This is a genomic window from Ilumatobacteraceae bacterium (genome assembly GCA_033344875.1).
Lineage (GTDB): Bacteria > Actinomycetota > Acidimicrobiia > Acidimicrobiales > Ilumatobacteraceae > Ilumatobacter.
Map to the genome: position 1 here is coordinate 3,246,217 of JAWPMO010000001.1, position 14,824 is coordinate 3,261,040.

Sequence of the window (14,824 nt, forward strand, 5' to 3'; positions counted from 1 at the left end):
AGCAGTAGTAGTAGGAGCTGTGGATTGGGGACAACTCCTCATTCGCCCAGCGTACGGCCTCCGCGCGGTCGCGCGCTGTTGTCCACGCGCGTCCACACCGCGCGGATGACGCCCATGTGATTCGGTGGACGACCCACAGTTGTCCACCGCGCGCCCACGCGTTGTCCCTGGTGTCGTCCACACCTCTGCGCGCGGTGTTCCGGTGGAGAGGATCACGTGAACTTCAACTTCTGCAGGACGTCGGTGACCTGCTCGTAGATGGCTTGGCGCTCGCCCATCTGCCTGGCGATCTTCTCGACGGCATGGATGACGGTGGTGTGGTCGCGGCCACCGAACAGCCGGGCGATGCTCGGGTAGCTCAGATCGGTGAACTCGCGGAACACGTACATCGCGATCTGACGGGCGGTCACGAGCGGGCGCTGTCGGCTCTTGCCCTTGAGCGCCTCGACCTCGAAGCCGAGGATCCCGGCGATCTCGTCGAGCAGCTCGGCGTCGGTCCGAGGTTTGGGCGGCGTGTTGGTCAGCAGGTCGGCCAGTTGCTGTTGCGCGAGTTCGGTGGTGATCGGCTCGCCGCTGAGGCTCGCGAACGCCGTGACCCGGATCAGTGCGCCTTCGAGCTCACGGATGTTCGTCGAGATGTTGGTCGCGATGAACTCGAGCGTCTCGGCCGGCACCTGGACGCGTTCACGCTCGGCCTTGTTGCGGAGGATCGCGAGGCGGGTCTCGAGGTCGGGTGGCTGGATGTCGGTGATCAGCCCCCACTTGAAGCGGCCACGCAGCCGTTCTTCGAGGGTGGGGATGGCGTCGGGCATCCGGTCGGACGAGATCACGATCTGCTTGTTGGCGCCGTGCAGCGAGTTGAACGTGTGGAAGAACTCCTCCTGGAGCCCTTCCTTGCCTTCGAGGAACTGGACGTCGTCGATCAGGAGGACGTCGATCTCGCGGTACTTGCGGCGCAGACCGGCCATCGAGTTCGAGCGGATCGCGTCGACGTATTCGTTCATGAACGTCTCGGTCGACACGTAGCGCACCACGTGGTGCTGGTAGTTGCTGTGGACGTAGTGGCCGATCGCGTGCAACAGGTGGGTCTTGCCGAGACCGGCCGACCCGTAGATGAACAGTGGGTTGTAGCTGCGGGCCGGTGTCTCGGCCACACGCAGTGCAGCGGCCAGCGGGAACTGGTTGGAGGCACCCTTCACGAAGGTCTCGAACGTGTAGCGGGGGTTGAGTCCGGCGGCGTCGAGGGCGTCGGCCTGTTCGGCGGCGCTGTTCGTGACCTCGGCCGACGGGGTCGGTGCCGCATCGGCGCTCGGCTGGTCCCCACGCTCGGGGGATTCGTGGACGACGTGCTCGGTTTCGGCGGTGATCACGTCGAACCGGCAGTCGTCGCGCCCGAGTTCGGCCAGCGCGTCGGTGATCAGCGGCTGGTATCGGGTGAGGATCCGGTCGCGCGCCAGCGTGCTGGGGACCTGGATCACCAGGCTGTTCGTGTCGTCGACGACCTGCGGGACGACCTCGGAAAATGTCGAGTACCAGACGGATTCGGTGAGCTGGGCACGGAGCAGCTGGGCCACAGCCGTCCACACCTCGAATTGATCACTCACCCTCGAACCTCCGGAGACACCCGCACTCACGTCCACACGGTTGTCCACAACTGTGGACAACTGCTCGACTGGCGTGGACGTCGCAACCTAGCACGATCGCACGAGCCTCCGAAACCGTGCCTTCCGGACATTTTCGGTGTGGTTGCCGCAAGTGGCCGCCCGGCCGTAGCCTTGTCAGGTCGAGATCGCGTACTCGTTCGCGTCTCGCTGCACCAGATCGTGTCGACCCGGCACTGCATCCCGCCGGGTTCCCGAGGAGGACGACGTGAAGCGTACATTTCAACCCAACACCCACCGACGTGCCAAGAAGCACGGGTTCCGCGCTCGGATGAGCACTCGCGCCGGCCGCGCCGTGCTCAAGAACCGCCGCGCCAAGGGCCGCGCCCGACTCTCGGCTTGATCCATCGAATCCGCGAGCGCTCCGCGTTCGAACGGTTGGCGCGTGACGGCACGCGGATTCGTCGATCAGCCCTGTGGTGTACCTGGTGTCCAGATCCCGACTCGACCGCAACATGTGTAGCGTTCGCGTTCAGTCGCGCGTTCGGGCCGGCGGTGCACCGCAACCGGATTCGTCGGCGCCTGCGGTCGATCCTGACCGAACTCGACCGGGAACAACCACTCCCGCCGGGTCTGCTGGTGATCGGGGGCCGTCCCCAGCTGCTCGAACAGACGTTCGACCGTCTGAAGGCCGACACGAGGGCACTGGTGTCCCAGCTGCGGCGCACGGACGACTCCAAGGGATGATGTTGCGGGCGATCGTCTGGTACCAGCGAGGTGCCGAAGGTCGCCCGTCGCCCTGCCGCTACTTCCCCACCTGCTCCGAGTACGGCCACGAGGCCATCTCGGTCCACGGCCCCGGCCGAGGTCTGTGGTTGACGATTCGGCGTCTGCTCCGGTGTCGACCGTTCGGTCCGTCGGGTTTCGACCCGGTCCCCCTCCCCCGTGACGCTCACGAGAAGGATTCATGATGATCGCTGGCATCTTCGAGTGGCCTGCCGCCGTACTGGCCTGGCTCTACGACCTGACGGGCAACTACGCGCTCGCGATCGGGTTGATCGCCGTGATCGTGATGGCGCTCGTCACCCCGCTGATCCTGAAGAGCACCAAGGGGATGCTCGAGATGCAGCGGTTGGCTCCCGAGATGCGCCGGCTCCAGCAGGAGCACAAGGGTGACCGTCAGAAGCTCAACGAAGAGATGATGAAGCTCTACCAGGAGCACAAGGTCAACCCGATGGCGTCGTGCCTGCCACTGGTCGCGCAGATGCCGGTCTTCATCATCATGTTCCGCATCCTGCACGGCATGACCTACGAGCCGGCCGGTGGCAACGAGCTCGTCGCTCGGGCCGTGATGAACGCCGGCGGTGCACCGGCCGATCAGGCGATCGGGTTCATGCCGCGCTACCTGTCCACCGGTTCGGAGCTCTACCAGTCGCTGGTGCGTTCCACCGAGATGTCGGCGTTCGGACTCGATCTCTCGGTCTCGCCGTCGGACATGCTGGGTCAGGACTTCGCTCGCGGCCTGGTCTACGCCGGGCTCGTCGCCGTGCTCGGTGGTCTGTACTTCTTCCAGCAGCGCATGGTCGCTGCTCGGGCCGCCGTGAGCCCGACCATGTCGGAGACCCAGCAGAAGCTGATGCAGTACCTGCCGGTCGTGTTCGCCGTGTTCCAGATCTTCTTCCTGCTCGGCCTGGTCGTCTACTACATCGTCCAGTCGGTGCTCCGGATCCTGCAGCAGTTCTACATCACCAAGCGGTTCTACGCCGGCGACGAGTCGTTGGGTCGTCAGGCCCAGGCTGCGAGCGAACGAGCGCGTGAACTCGCCAAGACCGACGGGGGCGGCGGCCCGCTCGCCCAGGCCCGTCGTGATCTCGCCGATGCCAAGAAGGGCGCCAAGAGCGACAGCAAGAACGGCGACAGCAAGAACAGCGACAGCAAGAACAGCGGGGGGAAGAACGGCGGGGGGAAGCAGCAGCCCGCCGCCAAGAAGAAGGGCAAGGGCGCCGAGACGCCCGAGCCCGCCGTGCGTCCGTCCAAGCGGACGACGCCACCGAAGAATCGACCGACACCATCCGCCAAGTCGGGTGGCCGTCCGGCCGGACGTCCAGGAGGACGCCCGGCATCGAGCAACCGCCGCAAGCGTAAGTAGACGTCGGCGCCGAGCAGGAGCAGGAGAACAACACGATGGAATGGGTGGAAACCACCGCCAAGACGGTCGCCGAGGCGCAGGATGTGGCGCTCGACCAACTCGGCGTCGCCGCCGACGAGGCCGAGTTCGAGGTCCTCGAAGAACCGAAGTCCGGTCTGTTCGGACGAGTGCGTGGCGAGGCCCGCGTTCGCGCCCGGGTGAAGCCGACGGCCGTCCGACCCAAGCAGGAGCGCCGCCAGCGCGGCAAGGGTCCGAAGCGTGACGGCGCGAAGAAGTCGGGTGGCAGGTCGAAGAGCAACGATGACCGGTCCGAATCCAAGGCATCCGACGGGGCCGACGACGCCCCCGCGACCGAGTCCAGCAAGCCTGCTCGACCGAAGCAACAGCGTCAGAACAAGGAGAGCAAGCGTATGGAGCACGAGCACCCCCAGTCCGACGTGACCCCGCAGGAGGTGGGCGACGCCGCGGCGGCCTTCATGTCCCAGCTGGCCACGGCGTTCGGCGCCGAGAACGCCGAGACCGAACTCACGGTCGACGGCACCGACCTCGACGTCCGGGTCACCGGGAGCGAGCTCGGTCTGATGGTCGGCCCGGGCGGCCGCACCCTCACCGCGATCCAGGACCTGGTCCGGGTGTCGGCGCAGCGTCGCCTCGGCGACCACGAGACCCGCCTGCGGATCGACGTCGGTGGCTACCGCGAGAAGCGCCGCGCCGCACTCGAGCAGTTCGCCGGCAAGGTGGCCGCTCAGGTCATCGAGACCAACACCGCCAAGGCACTCGAGCCGATGTCGTCGAGCGACCGCAAGGCCGTGCACGATGCGGTCATCGAGATCGACGGCGTCACCAGCCATTCCGAAGGCGATGACCCGAACCGCCGGGTGGTCATCACGCCGAACTGATCGGCTGATCCGATCGCCATGAACACCGAGTTGCTCGAAACGCTGCGCGACGCGCAGCGTTTCGGCTTTTTCGGCGGCCGTCCGGTCGAGCAGGCGGCAGAACACGCGCTCGGCTTCGTCGATGCGCTGGGCCCGCTCGACGCCGGTTGCCGGCTGGTCGACCTCGGGAGCGGTGGCGGGCTCCCCGGTTTGGTGCTCGCCGACGCCTATCCCGAAATCCGCATCACGCTGGTCGATCGTCGCGAGAAGCGCACCGACTTCCTGCGACGCGCCGTCCTGCGTCTCGACTTCACCCACGTCGATGTCGTCGCCGCCGACGTCGACGTGTTGATCGGAGAGGTCGATGACGGGATCCGGCATCGCTTCGACGTCGTGACGGCTCGGGGATTCGGCCCCCCGTCGACGACGCTGACGGTCGCCTGTGACCTGCTCGCCCCCGCTGGTCGAGTGGTGATCAGCGAGCCGCCCGCCGGCGACCGGTGGGACGCAGAGCTCCTGACATCGCTCGGTGTGACTCGCCTGCCGGTGGGGCACGTGAGCGTCTTCCAGCGCTGACGACGCCGATTCGCTGCTGGAACGTCGGTCGACGGAGGTCGGCGGGGTACGCATCGCGAGGTCGGTACGGGCGGCACCGCTCGATCGGCCCGATGGCGCGAACCCGGTCGGCGCGACGGGGCGGCCGGACGGAACGGCGCGTTCGGTCCCCGTCGCCCGGCGACCGATGCCGTGACAGGACGGAAGTGTGCTGTGGGTCGACCGCAGCAGTGACCGCACCGGACCCGGAAGCATCCGGCACGCGCGATCGGGGTGGGACGCTGCAGTTGGTGATGTTCCACGTGGAACCTCGAGCCGCTCGAGTGGTGTGCGCACCGCCCGCTACACCGACCGAACGGCCCGTCCACGCGATGAGCCACAGGGTTGCTGTCTCTGGTGCAGGTGATGGGCGACGAGCCGCAGAGCCGTGCGGCGTCGAGACGTCCATGGAAGCCACGGCGCCGATGTGACTCACCAGTATCGGGTGTATACCTCTGGGCTGCCGAACATCGGGTCGACGATGACCGGGTAGGTGGTCGAGTGGTGGGCCGGGCTCTGCACGTTCGATCGTTCCACGTGGGACAGGGGGCGGCTCCGCCGGATGAACGTCCGGGGAGCGGAAGCCACGGGCCGGACCGACGGTTCTCGGTGCCACCAGGGGCGACGACTCCCAGGTGCCCGGCTGATGGACGTTCGATTGTTCCACGTGAAACATGTCTGGAGCCCGCCGTGGGAGGGTCCGTCGGTGGGGTGCGGTTTGTCGGCCGGACCCGTGGTTCGCCGGCGGCCGTCACCAGGGGCGAGGACATCTCAGATCACCCGGCTGCCGGGCGTTCGATGTTCCACGTGAAACATGGCGGATGGCTCGCGGGGCGGGCCGGCCGGGGAACGGCTCAACCCGGCTCTCGTGACGTCGGTCGCAGCACGTCTGCGGATCGTCGCCGGTCCGTCGGCCGCTCGCGAACGGTGACGTTGTTGCACCTTGAACGTCGGACAACCCTCGGGGCGGTCGTCGCCGAGCTGGGGGCGGATGTGCTGTCCTGCGCACAGTGTGGAGTTGCCTGCGGCCCTGTCCCGTGTCGGTTACCAGCATCTGACCGCGCGATGTTTCACGTGGAACAACGACGTCTCGGTGCCCGGCAATCGAGGGTCCCGAGGTCGGGTCGGTTTGCGGTGGTCAGAGACGGTCGCCGTTCGCGACCGAGACCCTCGTGTTCGCTCCCCGACGACACGTTCGGTGTCTCACGTGGAACCGGGGCCAGGATGACGCAGATCCCGCAAACGAAGCGGTCGGCCCGGCCACCCTGCCGCTTCGGCCGGGAGCCCACCCAACCGTCCGGCTGTGTTCGTCGGGCGAGTGGAACGGTCGTCGGACGCGCCCGGATGGTTTCACGTGGAACATCTGACGCCGCGGTGAAACCGTGACCATCCTCGCATTTGGCTCGTTGACCGGCCAGACTGTGTGCAATGGACGCCGAAGCACCACGCCCGACCGGGCGGCCACTCCCCCGCGTCATCGCGATCGCCAACCAGAAGGGTGGCGTCGGGAAGACGACCACCACCATCAACGTCGGGGCCTGCCTGGCCGAGATGGGACTGCGGACCCTCGTGGTCGACCTCGATCCGCAGGGGAACGCCTCCACGGGGCTGGGGATCGAGAACCGAGGTCTCGAGACGTCGATGTACCACGTGCTGATGCACGACGTCCCGCTGGAGAACTGCATCGAGCCGACGGACGTTCGGAACCTCTTCGTCGCGCCGGCGAGCCTCGATCTGGCAGGTGCGGAGATCGAACTCGTTCCGGCCTTCAGCCGCGAGACTCGCCTCAAGAACGCCATCGCCGCCGTGATCGACGACTACGACTATGTCCTCATCGACTGTCCGCCCACACTCGGCCTTCTGACGGTCAACGGCCTGGCCGCAGCGACCGAGGTGATGGTGCCGATCCAGACCGAGTACTACGCGCTCGAAGGCCTGGGCCAGCTGCTGCGCAACGTCGACCTCGTCAAACGGAACCTGAACCCGACGCTCGAGGTGTCGACCATCGTCTGCGTGATGTACGACGCACGAACGAAGCTGTCCGACCAGGTCGTGCAAGAGGTCCGTGAGCATTTCGGCGACAAGGTGGTCCGCAGTGTGGTCCCGAGGTCGGTCCGATTGTCGGAAGCCCCCTCGTTCGGACAACCGATCATCACGTTCGATCCACGTTCGCGGGGCGCCGTCGCCTATCGCGATGTGGCCAAGGAGGTACACGATGGCGCGGCGTAGCGGTTTGGGCAAGGGGCTGAGTTCGCTGATCCCGCCAGGCGAGGCAGAACCAGGGGAGTCCGACGCCGGAGCGTTCCTCCGCGACATCCCGGTCGGTGATGTGACCCCGAATCCCCACCAGCCGCGCGTGCACTTCGATGAGGAATCACTCGCGGAACTGACGGCCTCGGTGCAGCAGCTCGGTGTCCTGCAACCGATCCTGGTGCGACCGACCGACCACGGCTTCGAACTGATCGCGGGGGAGCGACGGTGGCGGGCTGCCGGCCGTGCCGGTCTCGCGATGATCCCGGCTGTAATCCGGGTGACCGATGACCTTGCGTCGGTCGAGCAAGCGTTGGTGGAGAACCTGCACCGCCAGGACCTGACGGCGCTGGAGGAGGCAGCGGCCTACCAACAGCTGATCGACGATTTCGACCTCACGCACGAGCAACTCGCTGATCGGGTCGGGAAGAGTCGCTCGTCGATCACCAACACTCTGCGTTTGCTGGGACTGCCGCCGGGCATCCAGCATCTGCTCGCCGACGGCAAACTCAGTGCCGGTCACGCCCGTGCGCTCCTGGCGACGCCCGACCGCAGTCTGCAGGAATCGCTTGCCCGGCAGGCCGCCGACGAAGGATGGAGCGTTCGCGCCGTCGAAGAGGCCGTCAAGGCCGGTGGCGCGGTACCGACGATCGACGAGGAAGCCGTCACCGAGGCTCCGGTGCCGGCGCCGGAACACGACGGCGCCGGCGTGGCACCCTCGACCCGCTTGCGGCCGCCGGGTCTGCTCGAACTCGAAGAGCTCCTGGCCGATCACCTCGAGACCCGGGTCTCGGTACAGATGGGTGCCAAGCGGGGGCGGATCTCGATCGAGTTCGCCGACCTCGAGGACTTGGAGCGGATCTACCGCCGTATGGCGGACTGAGGGCACCTCGGTGATACGTCCGAATCCACATTGTCCGGACCTATTTGACCCTCAACATTCGACCCGCGCGTGACGTTCAGTCACAGGGTGGGGAGAATTCTGTGGATAAACCATCGATCCCAGGGTGAGTTCGGCTCAACCTGGGGATAACACCGGTATTCTTCCCCAGTCCTCGAGGGCCTCGACCACTGCGTGAACGATCTGCGGAGCGTGGTCGAGCGCCTGTTGGATCGCGCCGAGCGTGAACAACACCGCCGGCATGCGGGTTTCGCGGAGCACCTGCAGTCGCATGCCCTCGACCTGTGGATCAAGGTCCATCTCACGCGACGCGCAGCACTGCGAGATCCGGAGCGCAAGGGCACGCCCGCCCGCCGATTCGAACTGTGGCACCGCGTAGTAGTGGATCGTCGATGCCGGACCCGCCTGCGCCTCGAACCCGATGTACACCGTGGCCGCGAACCGGTTCGCGGTCGCCGCCTGGACCCCGGCATCGGGCTCGTCGGAGGCGACCACGGTCGCGCTCCGCTGCCGCAGGGCCTGGACGAGCTGGCGTGACAGTGCACTCAGGCCGCCGAACTGGCCCACGACGACCCGGAGATCGCTCAGCGAGCGAGCGGTCGCCGTCAGCGCCTCGAGTTCGCGGAGCGCGGTGATGCCCGGGCCCCTGCCGGTCTGCCGGGCCAACACCTCGAGGGCACGCACCGTTGCCGGTCCACAGACCCCGTCGACGTTGAGCCCGCTGTTGTGCTGGAAGTCCTCGAGTGCGCCGGCCGTCGCCGGGCCGAAGATGCCGTCGACACGGCCGGAATCGAAACCGATCCGTGCCAACGACGACTGGAGTTCGGCGACGTCGTCACCGCGCAGGTTCGGCGCGACCAGCATGAGCAGGCGGTCGCCGAGCTTCCAGGAAGCTTCGACGATGGCGCGCCAGGTGCCCTGATCACAGCGTCCGGTGGCTCGCAGGCCCCGCCCTTGCTGGAACTCGATGACGCTGCGCTCGGTGACCGCACAGAAAAAGCCCGCCTCGGCGCCGACCGGCGGGAAGCCGGCGGTACCGAGGCGGCGTTGCAGGTCGCGGATCGCTTCGCCGCGTTGACCGGGGGTCAGTGGGAAGTGGCCAGAAATTCGTCGAGCTCCTGGAGGAGGGCACCCTTGCCCTTGGCACCGACGATCTTCTTCTTGACGTCGCCGTCCTGGAGGACGAGGAGCGTCGGAATGCTCATCACGCTGAACCGCATCGCGATCTCGGGGTTTTCGTCGACGTTGAGCTTGGTGATGTTGATCTGCTCACCGAGTTCGCCGGCCAGTTCTTCGAGGATCGGTGCGATCTGCTTGCACGGACCACACCACTCGGCCCAGAAGTCGACGAGGACGGGTGCCGACGAGCTGTTGACGGTCTCGTCGAAGGTCGCAGTGGTGAGGTTGGTGATCCCGTTGGCCATGGTTTCGGTCCTTTGCATCTCGCCCGATGGGGCGTAGGGGAGTGTACCGAAAGGGAACCGGGTGCCCGGGTCATCTATTCCGCGTCGACGGTCGGCGACTGGTCGCCGACCGCCTGGGGCTCACTTCGACCGCTCACCGACTGCGCCTCGTCGCTGGCGCTTCCGTCGTCGCGTCGTTGATGGCCGGGCGTGACGGGTCGCCGTTGGCCCTGGGGTCAGGGCGCCTGTCGCGCCGTTGGGGTGGCGACTCAGGCGTCGACCTGGGTGGGGGCCCAGTGCTCCTCGATGGTGGCGATGTCGTCGTCTTCGCGGTCTTCGAGCCAGCGCTCGGCGTCGATCGCGGCCATACAGCCGGAGCCGGCGGCGGTGATCGCCTGCCGGTAGGTGTGATCCTGCACATCACCGCAGGCGAACACGCCGTCGATGTTGGTGTACGTCGACCCTTCCTTGGTGATCAGGTAGCCGTTGTCCTCCATGTCGAGCACACCCTGGAACAGGTCGGTGTTGGGGCGGTGGCCGATCGCCACGAACAGACCCGCCACCGGCATCTCGGAGACGGCGCCGTCGACCGTGCTGGTGACTTCGATCCCCTCGACCCGATCATCGCCCCTGATGGCGGTGACCGTGTGGTTCCACAGGAACTCGATCTTCGGGTTCGCCTTCGCACGATCCTGCATGATCTTCGAGGCGCGCAATTCGTCGCGACGGTGGACGATCGTCACCTTGTCGGCGAACTTCGTGAGGAAGGTCGCCTCCTCGATGGCGGAGTCGCCACCGCCGACGACCGCGATCTCCTGGCCGCGGAAGAAGAAGCCGTCACAGGTCGCACACGTCGACAGACCGTGCCCCATCAGGCGCGATTCCTCCTCGAGGCCGAGCATCAGCGACTGGGCACCGGTCGACACGATGATCGAGGCGGCCTGGTATTCCTGATCGCGGATCCACACCTTGAACGGACGCTGCGAGAAGTCGATGCGGCTCACCTTCTCGGTGATGAACTCGGCGCCGAAACGTTCGGCCTGCGAGCGGAAGTTCATCATGAGCTCGGGGCCCATGATGCCGTCGGGGAAGCCGGGGAAGTTCTCGACCTCGGTGGTGAGCATCAGCTGACCACCCGGCTGGTCGGAGGTGGACGACGGTTCACCCTCGATCACCAGCGGCGCCAGGTTGGCGCGGGCGGCGTAGATCGCAGCGGTCAGGCCGGCGGGGCCGGAACCGATCACGATGACGTTGCGGACTTCGGACATGGTGCCTCCCGGAGGGCGAAGAGCGAGGGTCAGGCGGAGGTGCTGTGACGCTTCGACATGAGGAACCATCCACCGACCGTCAAGATTCCACCGACGATGAAGTAGCTGATGTAGACCGACTTGTCCCACTCGAAGAAGATGTCGAGCAGCGACTGCAGCCCGCGGGTGGCGATGATCAGCAGCAACACGATCGCGACCATTCCGAGGAACAGGCTCATGAGCCCGAAGACGACGCCCCGTACGACCTTGATCGCGTTGTTGGTCGTCTTGTCGCGCACGTTGCCGACGAACGTCGTGATCTGTTCGGTGAGGTCGTTCGCCCAGTTCGGGTCGGTCAATGGATTGCCCGGCATCCCCTGAACTGTAGCGGCGATGCGGAACGGCTCCCGCATGCGCGGTCAGCCGGCGAAGAGCGACCCGACCACGAGCTCGACGCAGGTGTCGGTTTGCAGGGCCACGACGAGACCGTCGGTCTCCCGGACGTCGATGTACACGGGCACCGGTTCGTCGTCGAGCAGCAGGGTCGCCTCGTCGAGGATCTGTCGGGCATCGACGCAGGCGTGGTTCGGGGTGGGCGGCAACGTGCCGGCGTCGCGCTCGCCGAGCAGGTAGACGCCGTAGACGCCGAGCTCGACCTCGTCGGCGATCGGCGCCTCGGGGTCGAAGTCGGTCGGCACCGCCATGTAGGCGAGCGAGTCGGACGTGGGGACTTCGCCTGCATCGTTCGAGCCGTCGTCCGCCGCGTCGTCGTCCGCGTCGTCGTCCGTGTCGGCGGTGCTCTCGTCGGTCGGTTCGAACTCGCCGTCGTCGGCCATCTCGTCGTCGGCCGTTTCGTCGTCGCCGGCCATGTCGGCACCGCCGGCGTCCTCGGCGACCATGACCTCGCTCTCGGCAGCGTCGGCGGTGTCGGCCGATTCGGTGAAGGCGCCGTCGCGTTCGACGCTCGCGGCTGCTGGTTCGGCGGTGTCGGCCGAGTCGTCGTCACCACCGAGGCCGGCCTGGGAGACGATGATGCCGAGCCCCGCCACCGCGACGACGGCAGCCGCCACACCCAGGTATTTCGCGTATGCCGGACGCGGTCGGAACGGGACCACGGGCGAGGTGGCCGGCTCGGGCACGTCGGTGTCAGCGGTGTCGGCGGCAGCACCGAACGCAGCCATCGCGGCGTTGATCGCCGACTCACGAGCGTCGGCGCTCGGGCCGGGAACGTCGCGCAGTCCGGCCTGCAGGACGCGGAGTTCCTCGACCTCGGCCATCACCTCGGGGTCGGCTTCGGCGATCCGACGTTCGTCGGCGGTGAGTTCACCGTCGAGGTACGCGTTCGCGAGGAAGTACTGCTCGTCGTTCATGGTTCGTTGGGGGGATTGCTGATTGGACGTTCGCCGGGAGGGTTCTGGTTCCCGAGTTTCTCGACGAGCATGCGTCGACCGCGAGCGATCCGGGATTTGACGGTACCGACGGGGATCCCGAGCGCCTCGGCGATCTCCGCGTAGTCGAGGTCGCCGACGTCGCGCATGACCACGGCGGCCTTGAACTCTTCGGGCAGACCGGCCAGTGCCGCGTCGATCGTGATGCGATCGGCGACGTCGTCGATGTGCCGGTGGGCGAACTCGTCGGCGGGCTCCGGCACGTCGCCGTCGTCGTCGACGACGTGGAACTGCGGTCGACGCTTGCGCTTGCGGAGTTCGTCGAGCGCCGTGTTCGTGGCGATCCGGTACACCCAGGTGCCGAACGCCGAACGGCCGTCGAACTTGTCGATGTTGCGGACGACGCGGATCATCGCCTCCTGGGCGGCGTCGTCGGCGTCACGGGTGCTGCCGGCGATCCGACGACACACCGCATGCGCCCGGTCGTAGTGCCGGCGCAGGAGCAGATCCATGGCGGCGCCGTCGCCACGCTGTGCCGCAGCGACGAGATCGTCGTCGCTGCGCTCGAGGGAGCTCACGGCCCGAAGGAGATCTCGCCGAGCCGACCCCGATAGGGGTTCGCCGAGGTGCACACCTCGTCGGGGCCGAGCTCCTTCAGCCAGACGAGCAGGTAGTTCGCCGGTTCGGTGATCTCCACCTCGATGGTGCCGGGTGCGTCGTCGAACCGGGTGTCGCCGACCTTGCTCCAGCCGTCGAGCTCCGCTGGTGCCGCCGCGCCGTTCGCCGTCATGACGTCGATCTGGTACGGCCCGTTGGCCGACTCGATCGACAGGGTGCCGGTGGCGGCCCCGTTGAGGCCGAGGATGAGGCCGACGCCGCTCTTGCCGCCCATGTAGCGATCTTGATAGCACTCGGTCGGCCACATGGTGCTCTCGCTACCGTCGGCGATCGCCAGGTTCGCCTGGGCGTCGTTCTCCTGCCCGTTGTCACCGTCGGGGTCGAACGCCTGCACCGTGATGATGCGGGCATCGGCGGGGTCGATCGCACCGGGCGCCGCTGCAGCGGTCTCGCCGTCGTCGGATCCGGCCGGGTCGCCTTGGTCGGCGTCGGGTTGCTCGGCGTCGTCGGCCCGGGTGTCGTCGGTCTGGGCGGTGTCGGTCTGGGCGGTGTCGGCCCCCGGATCGACGACCGTCGGCAGATCGTCGGGCGAATCGCCCCGGTTCACGCTGACGAACAGCACGAGCGCGACGACGAGCGCGACGGCCAGGAGGGCCCCGACGGCGATCAGGCTCGGCGTCCAGCGTTGTTGGTCCTGCCGGGCGGGTGCGCCGCGGATCGGCTTGGGTGCCGACGGTGTGCTGTCGCGGCGCGCGACGGGCTCGGTGCCGGCGTCGGGTTGCGATGGCTGCGGTCGTGGCCGTGCCGGGCGGGTCACGGGCACCACGCCGCTCACGTGCGGGTCGCCGGGTACGCCGGGCCCGGCACCGAGGGCGCGCTTGGGCGGATTGGCGATGCGCGGTGGCGGGTCGGCGGGTGTGCCGTCGATCTCGGGCGGCGTCGTGTCGACCGAGAGCAGCGAGCTGCGCAGTTCGTTGCCGGACTGTGGCCGGTGTGCCGGGTTGCGGGCGAGCGACTTGTGGATCAGGTTGACGAGCCCGATCGGGAGGGTCGGACGCAGGTGACCGAGGTCGGTCGGGTCGCGCTGCAGGCGCGCCAGGGCGGTGTCGGCGTCGCTCTCGCCGAGGAACGGCACGCGGCCGGCGAGGCACTCGTAGAGCACGAGACCGAGCGAGTAGAGGTCGGCGCGACCGTCGAGCCGACGTCCGCGCACCTGCTCGGGCGACAGGTACTTGGCCGTGCCCATCATCACGTTGTCGCTGGTCAGGTCTTCGTCGCCGACCTGCAGACCCTTGGCGATGCCGAAGTCGGTGAGCAGCACCCGCCCGTCGGAGGTGACGAGGATGTTGCCCGGCTTGACGTCGCGGTGGACGAACCCGGCGCGGTGTGCCTCGTCGAGCGCACCGGCGATGGCGGCACCGATGTGGATGGTGAGTTCGGGGCCGAGCCGGCGCTGCGAATCGAGCAACTGCCGGAGGCTCTTGCCGTCGACGAGCTGCATCACGACCGCCTGGCGGCCTTCGTGCACGAACACGTCGTGGACGGCGACGATATTCGGGTGTGTCAGCCGGGCGACCGCGATGGCCTCACGCCGGAAGCGTTCGGTGACGACCGGGTCGGTGGCGAGGTTGGTCTTCAACCACTTGACGGCGACCCGGCGATCGAGGTCGGTGTCGGTCGCGACCCAGACCTCGGCCATACCACCCTGGCCGATGCGACGTTCCAGCTGGTACCGGTCCGCAAGCAGCGCGCCCGCGGGCGCCTGCGATGGGTTGGGTGCACTGGAGGCCATGAT

General features: G+C 67.5%; 14 protein-coding genes. 6 read left to right on the forward strand and 8 right to left on the reverse strand.

What is annotated here, in order from left to right:
* Window positions 1-212: 212 nt before the first annotated feature.
* Window positions 213-1,604 (reverse strand): chromosomal replication initiator protein DnaA, encoded by a 1,392-nt coding sequence (dnaA, locus tag R8G01_15335; protein ID MDW3215373.1) that lies wholly within the window; start codon window positions 1,602-1,604, stop codon window positions 213-215.
* A 265-nt stretch (window positions 1,605-1,869) separates the two neighbouring features.
* Here dnaA and rpmH point away from each other — a divergent pair, with 265 nt between their 5' ends.
* The 6 genes from rpmH (at window position 1,870) to R8G01_15365 (ending at window position 8,355) form a co-directional block, all read left to right on the forward strand.
* Entirely contained in the window at window positions 1,870-2,004 is a 135-nt protein-coding gene (rpmH, locus tag R8G01_15340; protein MDW3215374.1) for a 50S ribosomal protein L34, read from the forward strand.
* Between the two features lie 564 nt (window positions 2,005-2,568).
* A complete protein-coding gene (locus tag R8G01_15345) occupies window positions 2,569-3,750 on the forward strand; it encodes a YidC/Oxa1 family membrane protein insertase (protein ID MDW3215375.1) in 1,182 nt (393 codons plus the stop codon).
* A gap of 44 nt (window positions 3,751-3,794) precedes the next feature.
* A complete protein-coding gene (gene jag / locus R8G01_15350; protein MDW3215376.1) occupies window positions 3,795-4,649 on the forward strand; it encodes an RNA-binding cell elongation regulator Jag/EloR in 855 nt (284 codons plus the stop codon).
* Window positions 4,650-4,667: 18 nt separating this feature from the next.
* Window positions 4,668-5,204 (forward strand): RsmG family class I SAM-dependent methyltransferase, encoded by a 537-nt coding sequence (locus R8G01_15355; protein ID MDW3215377.1) that lies wholly within the window; start codon window positions 4,668-4,670, stop codon window positions 5,202-5,204.
* 1,446 nt (window positions 5,205-6,650) lie between these two features.
* Window positions 6,651-7,451: an AAA family ATPase gene (locus R8G01_15360; protein MDW3215378.1), complete on the forward strand. Its 801-nt coding sequence runs from the start codon at window positions 6,651-6,653 to the stop codon at window positions 7,449-7,451.
* The gene (locus R8G01_15365) at window positions 7,438-8,355 is read left to right on the forward strand and encodes a ParB/RepB/Spo0J family partition protein (GenBank protein MDW3215379.1); all 918 of its coding nucleotides are present in this window, start codon (window positions 7,438-7,440) and stop codon (window positions 8,353-8,355) included. The genes R8G01_15360 and R8G01_15365 overlap by 14 nt, the downstream gene beginning before the upstream one ends.
* Before the next feature lie 135 nt (window positions 8,356-8,490).
* Here the strand turns inward: R8G01_15365 and R8G01_15370 are convergent, their stop codons facing one another.
* The 7 genes from R8G01_15370 to R8G01_15400 all read right to left on the reverse strand — a co-directional run bounded on the left by R8G01_15370 (window position 8,491) and on the right by R8G01_15400 (window position 14,821).
* Window positions 8,491-9,237, reverse strand: coding sequence for a peptidoglycan-binding protein (locus R8G01_15370; protein ID MDW3215380.1), 747 nt, complete (start codon window positions 9,235-9,237; stop codon window positions 8,491-8,493).
* Window positions 9,238-9,458: 221 nt separating this feature from the next.
* Entirely contained in the window at window positions 9,459-9,797 is a 339-nt protein-coding gene (gene trxA / locus R8G01_15375) for a thioredoxin (protein ID MDW3215381.1), read from the reverse strand.
* Window positions 9,798-10,045: 248 nt separating this feature from the next.
* A complete protein-coding gene (gene trxB / locus R8G01_15380) occupies window positions 10,046-11,044 on the reverse strand; it encodes a thioredoxin-disulfide reductase (protein ID MDW3215382.1) in 999 nt (332 codons plus the stop codon).
* 29 nt (window positions 11,045-11,073) lie between these two features.
* Entirely contained in the window at window positions 11,074-11,397 is a 324-nt protein-coding gene (locus R8G01_15385) for a hypothetical protein (protein ID MDW3215383.1), read from the reverse strand.
* A gap of 45 nt (window positions 11,398-11,442) precedes the next feature.
* Entirely contained in the window at window positions 11,443-12,393 is a 951-nt protein-coding gene (locus tag R8G01_15390; GenBank protein ID MDW3215384.1) for a hypothetical protein, read from the reverse strand.
* Window positions 12,390-12,989 carry a sigma-70 family RNA polymerase sigma factor gene (locus R8G01_15395; GenBank protein ID MDW3215385.1) on the reverse strand — a complete coding sequence of 200 codons (600 nt, stop codon included), beginning with the start codon at window positions 12,987-12,989 and terminating at the stop codon, window positions 12,390-12,392. The genes R8G01_15390 and R8G01_15395 overlap by 4 nt, the downstream gene beginning before the upstream one ends.
* Complete coding sequence (locus R8G01_15400; GenBank protein MDW3215386.1) at window positions 12,986-14,821, reverse strand: protein kinase; 1,836 nt, start codon at window positions 14,819-14,821, stop codon at window positions 12,986-12,988. Before R8G01_15400 ends, R8G01_15395 begins: the two co-directional genes overlap by 4 nt.
* Window positions 14,822-14,824 lie beyond the last annotated feature (3 nt).